This window comes from Streptomyces muensis (assembly GCF_021474425.1).
In the GTDB taxonomy this organism is placed as follows: domain Bacteria; phylum Actinomycetota; class Actinomycetes; order Streptomycetales; family Streptomycetaceae; genus Streptomyces; species Streptomyces muensis.
The window spans coordinates 1-6,436 of record NZ_JAKEIP010000364.1; the positions used below are offsets into that span (position 1 = coordinate 1).

Consider the following 6,436-nt stretch of genomic DNA (forward strand, 5'->3'; position numbering starts at 1 on the left):
GCCACGCCCCGCACCGCCCCCGCCAGCCAGGCCCAGAAGTGAAAGGCCAGCCCCAGCGCGAACACACTCGGATACGACACGGTCAACGCCAGCGAGTTCAGCCCGAGAAACCCGCTCCACGCGAACAGCGAAGTCCCCCACAGAAACACCAGGCACAGCACGGCGAGCGCGGGCGCGGCCCGATGCGCGCTCAGCGTCCGCACGTACCGCCACACCCCACTGACCAGCAGCCCGAGCCCCACCACGGCCCCGATCCGCAGCACGACGAAGACCGAGACCCCCGTCACCCGCGCGACACACCCGAGCACCAGCATCCACGGCGAGTAGTACGGGCTCGGCGTGTCCGCGTCGACCAGCGGATTGCCGGGGTCGATGAGGTTGTGCCGCAGACGTTCGACGGTCGCCGCGTGCATCCCGAGGTCACCGGCCCACGGAAGCCGGACGATCACCAGCAGAAGCAGCAGTACGACCAGCGCGGCAGCGACCTGCGGAACGACCGTCGTCCTGCGCAGCGCCTCCCGCATCGTGCTCACGCGAGCACTTTAATTCCCGTTTTGCCCGAAATACACGAGCGCCCCGGACCGTGAAAGTCCGGGGCGCCCTGACACCCGTACGGCCGGGAAAGGCCGCAGCCGTACTGCCTGCCTTTGCCTACGTGTGCGACCGCAGCAACGTCCGCATCGTCCGCATGGCCACCGAAAGGTTGGCCAGGTCGAACGCCTCCGACCCCTGGATCTCCTCCAGCGTCGTCCGCGCCCGTCCCAGGATCGCCGCGTTCTTCTGCTCCCACGCCTTGAACCGCTGCTCGGGCGTCGCGGTGCCGTTGCCGGCCGCCAGGATGTCCGAGGTCAGGGCCGCGTGGGCGGCGTAGAGGTCCTCGCGGATGGAGGCGCGGGCCATGGACTGCCAGCGGTCGGCGCGGGGCAGCTCGATGATGCGGTCCATGAGCTGGGTGATCCGCAGCCGGTCGGCGAGGTCGTAGTACACCTCGGCGACGTCCATCGGGTCCTTGCCCATGCGGTCGGCCACCGAGACGATGTCCAGCGTCGGGAAGGCGGAGGAGAAGCCGGCCACCCGGGTGGCCAGTTCGGCCGGGACACCGGCGCCGGTCAGCTCGTCGTAGATCTGCTGGTACCACTCCAGGTCCGCGCCCTTGAGCAGCTTCGGCAGCTCCGACCACACCTGCTCGACCCGGTCGGCGAAGAAGTCGACGGTCTCGGCGAGCTCCAGCGGCTGCGGCCGGTTGTTGAGCAGCCAGCGCGTGCCGCGCTCGACGAGGCGGCGCGAGTGCAGCCGGATCCGGGTCTGGACGACGGCGTCGACCTTGTTGTCGAGCGCCTCGACGGCGTCCCACACGACCGCCGAGCGGAAGATCGCGCGGGCCACGGTCTGCGCCCGGACGATCTCCTCCAGCGACGCGCCGGTCTCCTCGCGCAGCCGGTGCAGATACGTCGTACCGCCCGTGTTGACCGTGTCGTTGACCAGCACGGTCGTGGTGATCTCACGGCGCAGCGGGTGACTGACCAGGTACTCCGGGAACTGCTCGCGCAACGCCGTCGGGAAGTACGCGTGCAGCAGCGTGCTCAGGTACGGGTCGTCGGGCAGCGAGGTGTGCAACAGCTCGTCGGCGACCGTGATCTTCGTGTACGCCAGCAGGACGGCCGTCTCCGGGCCGGTCAGGCCGTGGCCGGAGCCGAGGCGTTCGCGGATCTGGCGGTCGGTGGGCAGGAACTCCAGCGCACGGTCCAGGTGCCCCTCCCTGACCAGGTGCTTCATGAAGCGCTGCTGGGCGTGGAGCATGTCCTTGGACTGGGCGAGGGCGTTGGCGATGGCCGTGTTCTGGGCGTAGTTGTTGCGCAGCACCAGGCGGCCGACCTCGTCGGTCATCTCGGCGAGCAGCTTGTTGCGCTGCTTGACCGTCATGTCACCGTCGGAGACCAGGGCGTTGAGCAGGATCTTGATGTTCACCTCGTGGTCGGAGGTGTCCACGCCCGCGCTGTTGTCGATGGCGTCGGTGTTGATCCGGCCGCCGTGCAGCGCGAACTCGATCCGGCCCAGCTGGGTCAGCCCGAGGTTGCCGCCCTCGCCGACGACCCTGACGCGCAGGTCGGCGCCGTCGACGCGGATGGCGTCGTTGGCCTTGTCGCCGACGTCCGCGTGGGTCTCGGCGGACGCCTTGACGTACGTACCGATGCCGCCGTTCCACAGCAGGTCCACCGGCGCCTTGAGGATCGCCTTCATCAGCTCGGCCGGCGTCATCTTGGCGACCTTGCCCTCGATGCCGAGGGCCTCGCGGATGTGCGCGTTGACCGGGATCGCCTTGGCGCTGCGCGGGAAGACGCCGCCACCGGCGGAGATGAGGTCGGTGTTGTAGTCCGCCCAGCTGGAGCGGGGCAGCTCGAAGACGCGGCGGCGTTCGGCGTAGGAGGTGGCCGCCTCGGGCTTCGGGTCGATGAAGATGTGCCGGTGGTCGAAGGCGGCGACCAGACGGATGTGCTCGCTGAGCAGCATGCCGTTGCCGAACACGTCACCGGACATGTCGCCGATGCCGACGACCGTGAAGTCCTCGCTCTGCGTGTCCACGCCCAGCTCACGGAAGTGCCGCTTGACCGACTCCCAGGCGCCGCGGGCGGTGATGCCCATGCCCTTGTGGTCGTAGCCGGCGCTGCCGCCGGAGGCGAAGGCGTCGCCGAGCCAGAAGTTGTAGTGCTCGGCGACCGAGTTGGCGATGTCGGAGAAGGTCGCGGTGCCCTTGTCGGCGGCGACGACGAGGTAGGTGTCGTCCTCGTCGTGCCGGACGACGTCCAGCGGGGGCACGACCTCGCCGGCGACCATGTTGTCGGTGATGTCGAGCAGCGCCGAGATGAAGGTCTTGTACGACGCCACGCCCTCGGCGAGCCAGGCGTCCCGGTCCACGGACGGGTCGGGCAGCTGCTTGGCGACGAAGCCCCCCTTGGCGCCGACCGGCACGATGACGGTGTTCTTCACCATCTGCGCCTTGACCAGGCCGAGGATCTCGGTCCGGAAGTCCTCACGCCGGTCGGACCAGCGCAGGCCTCCGCGCGCGACCTTGCCGAAGCGCAGGTGGACGCCCTCGACACGCGGCGAGTAGACCCAGATCTCGAACGCCGGGCGCGGCGCGGGCAGATCGGGGATGGCCTGCGGGTCGAACTTCATGGAGACGTAGTCGTGCAGCTTGCCGCCCGCCGCCTCCTGGAAGAAGTTCGTGCGCAGCGTCGCCTTGATGACGGTGAGGAAGGACCGCAGGATCCGGTCCTCGTCGAGGCTCGCGACCTGGTCGAGCGCCGCGTCGACCTCTTCGAGCAGCGCGTCCACGATCTCCCGGCCCGCGGCCTGGCGGTCCGGCGACATCCGCGCCTCGAACAGGGAGACGAGGAGGCGGGTGGTGTGGACGTTGTTGCGGAGGGTGTCCTCCATGTAGTCCTGCGAGAAGGTGGAGCCGGCCTGGCGCAGGTACTTCGCGTACGCCCGCAGCACCATCGCCTGACGCCAGGTCAGCCCGGCGCTCAGCACCAGGGCGTTGAAGCCGTCGTTCTCCGCCTTGCCGGTCCAGGTCGCGGCGAAGGCCTCCGAGAACCGCTCGCGCGCGTCGTCGCCGAAGTGGTCCCCGGCGCCGCCCGCCGTCTTGGGCATGCGCAGACCGAAGTCGTAGATCCAGGCGACACTGCGGTCGGAGCAACGCAGTTCGTACGGCCGTTCGTCCACGACCTCGACGCCGAGCCGGCTGAGAACCGGCAGCACCGCGGACAGGGAGACGGCCGCGCCCTTGCGGTAGATCTTGAACCGGCGCTCCTCGGGGGCCGCGCCGACCGGCTCGTACAGGCTCAGCGAGAAGTTGTCGTCCTCGGTGAGCTGTTCGATGTGGACGAGGTCGGAGACCGCGGAGCGCGGGGTGTGATCGGCCTTGTAGCCCTCGGGGAAGGCGCCCGAGTAGCGGCGCAGCAGCTCGGCGGCGCGCTCCTCGCCGAGTTCGGCGTTCAGCGCGTCGGCGAAGCCGTCGGCCCAGGAGCGGGCGGCCTCGACCAGCCGCGCTTCGATGCGCTCCTTGTCGCTCTCGCTGAGCTGCGGCAGCTCGGTGCCCTGCGGGACCCGGACGACGAAGTGCAGCCGGGAGAGGATCGACTCGGTGTTCCAGGCGGTGAAGTCGACGCTGGTGCCGTCGAGCTCCTCCTTCAGGATGTCGATGATCCGCAGCCGGACGCCGGTGGTGTAGCGGTCGCGCGGGAGGTAGACGAGGGCGGAGTAGTAGCGGCCGTACTCGTCCTGGCGCAGGTAGAGCCGCAGCCGGCGGCGTTCCTGGAGGTAGAGCACGGAGGTGGCGATGCGCTGGAGCTCGGGGACCGGGGTCTGGAAGAGCTCGTCGCGCGGGTAGGTCTCCAGGATCTGGAGCAGGTCGCGCCCGTCGTGGCTGTTGGGCGAGAACCCGGCGGCCTCCAGCACTTCGTCCACCTTGCGCCGGATGACGGGCACCCGGCGGACGGACTCGGTGTAGGCGGCCGAGGAGAACAGTCCCAGGTAGCGGCGCTCGCCGACGACCTCGCCGTTCTCGTTGAACTTCTTCACCCCGACGTAGTCGAGGTACGACGGCCGGTGCACGGTCGCCCGGCTGTTGGCCTTGGTGAGGACGAGCAGCTTGTGCTCGCGGGCCTTGGCGCGGGCGTCGGCGGGCAGCCGCTCGAAGGAGGGGCTGACGGGGTGGCTGTCGCCCTCGGCGTGGTGCGGGTCGGCGCGCAGGATGCCGAGCCCGGTGCCCGGTACGGCGGCCAGCGAGTCGTCCTCGCGCAGCTCGTACTCGCGGTAGCCGAGGAAGGTGAAGTGGTCGTCGGCCAGCCAGCGCAGCAGCTCGCGGGCTTCCTCGAACTCCTGCTCGCGCAGGTCGGAATGGGGCTCCTGGACCAGCTCGTCGGCCATGCGCAGGGCCAGGTCCCGCATCTTGCTCCAGTCCTCGACGGCCTCGCGGACGTCGGACAGGACGCGCAGCAGTTCGGCGGTGATCTGCTTCAGGTCGCCGCGGTCGGTCTCCCGGTCGAACTCGACGTGGATCCAGGACTCGGTGTGCGTGTCGTGCGGCTGCTCACCGGCGGGCGGCGCGGTGAGCACCTCGATGAGCTTGCCGGTGACGTCACGGCGGACGAAGACCTGCGGGTGGATGACGACGTGGATGCCCCGCCCCTGCCGGGTCAGCTCATTGGTCACCGAATCGACCAGGAAGGGCATGTCGTCGGTGACGACTTCGACGACCGAGTGGCTGCAGGTCCACCCGTTCTCCTCCACGGTGGGCGTGTGCACCCGCACGTTGGCCGTGCCCTGGGGGCGGTTCTCGGCCAGCCGGTAGTGCGAGAAGGCGGCTCCGAAGATGTCGACCGGGTCGCGGTCGGTGAGGTCCTCCGGGGCGGTGTGCAGGTAGTAGCGCTGGAGGAACGAGAGCACGGTGTCGTGGTCCGGGGTGCCGGGGCTGCTCTCGTCCGTCGTCCCAGTCGGTAGGTACCCCCCGACCGGGCTGTTCTCAGCTACCCGGGCGGCCCTCTCGAGCAGCTCGGCCTTGGCTTCGTCCAGCTTGGTCTGCATTGTCCTCTGGCTCCTGTCGCGCGCCGTTGCGTGACGTAGAAGGAAGTACGGTCTCTTCCCCTCCGGTGTAACGCCGCGACGCGGGGTGTCCGGTCTGCTTCGACGCTATGCCGCGAGGTGAGATGAGCGGGGATATATGAGCCAATCTTGAGCTGCTCACGGGGTGTGACGCTGCTCTCTGCGACGTCCGGACCCGGGGTGCGAATGACGTCCCGGGGGCCCTTACGCCCCCCTCCCGCCCGCGAAGACCAGCGACCGCCGCCCGGCCACGGATGTCGTCCGTGCCGCCCGGGCGCAGGGCAGGGGCAACGATGCCCCCGCGAGCTATCGCGCTGATCACGCCACTAAGGCTATCGCTCCTTACAGGGGGCCCGTCATGAGCCGTATGTGTACAAAACCGGGGGTAGAACTTTGACGTTCTGCACAGGGGCAAAGGGGGCGCCGAGGGCGTAACTGGCGGGGCCGGGCACAGAGGGGGAGGCTGGAACATGGGCCCACCCCCAAAGCACGACCGGAAACCGAGGCGAAACCACGCCGCCGGGAGCCACCCCGTGTCCAAAAACAAGCGCCCATACCCAACGCCTGACCCGACCTACCTCCACATCCTGCGGGAGCCGCACCACGGGGACCGCCCGCCCAGCCTGCCGACAGTCGCCCCGCCGGACCGGCCCGCTCAACCTGCGGGCAGTCGCCCCGCCGGGCCGGCCCGCCCAACCTGCGGGCAGTCGTGCCGCTGGGGCGGCACGGGTGGGCGCAGGCGGCACCCCGTAAGCGCCGGGCCGCGCGACCCACCCCGCCTCAGCCGCCACGCCGGGCACCCGTCAATCACCGGCAACCGAAGCCCACC

The 6,436-nt window shown here is 69.7% G+C and carries 1 protein-coding gene and 1 pseudogene; both read right to left on the reverse strand.

Annotated features, from left to right (window positions below; genetic code table 11):
• A pseudogene (locus L0P92_RS40810) lies at nt 1-524 on the reverse strand (hypothetical protein); the annotation flags it as partial.
• Nucleotides 525-651: 127 nt separating this feature from the next.
• Nucleotides 652-5,589, reverse strand: coding sequence for an NAD-glutamate dehydrogenase (locus tag L0P92_RS40815; RefSeq protein ID WP_234768194.1), 4,938 nt, complete (start codon nt 5,587-5,589; stop codon nt 652-654).
• Nucleotides 5,590-6,436 lie beyond the last annotated feature (847 nt).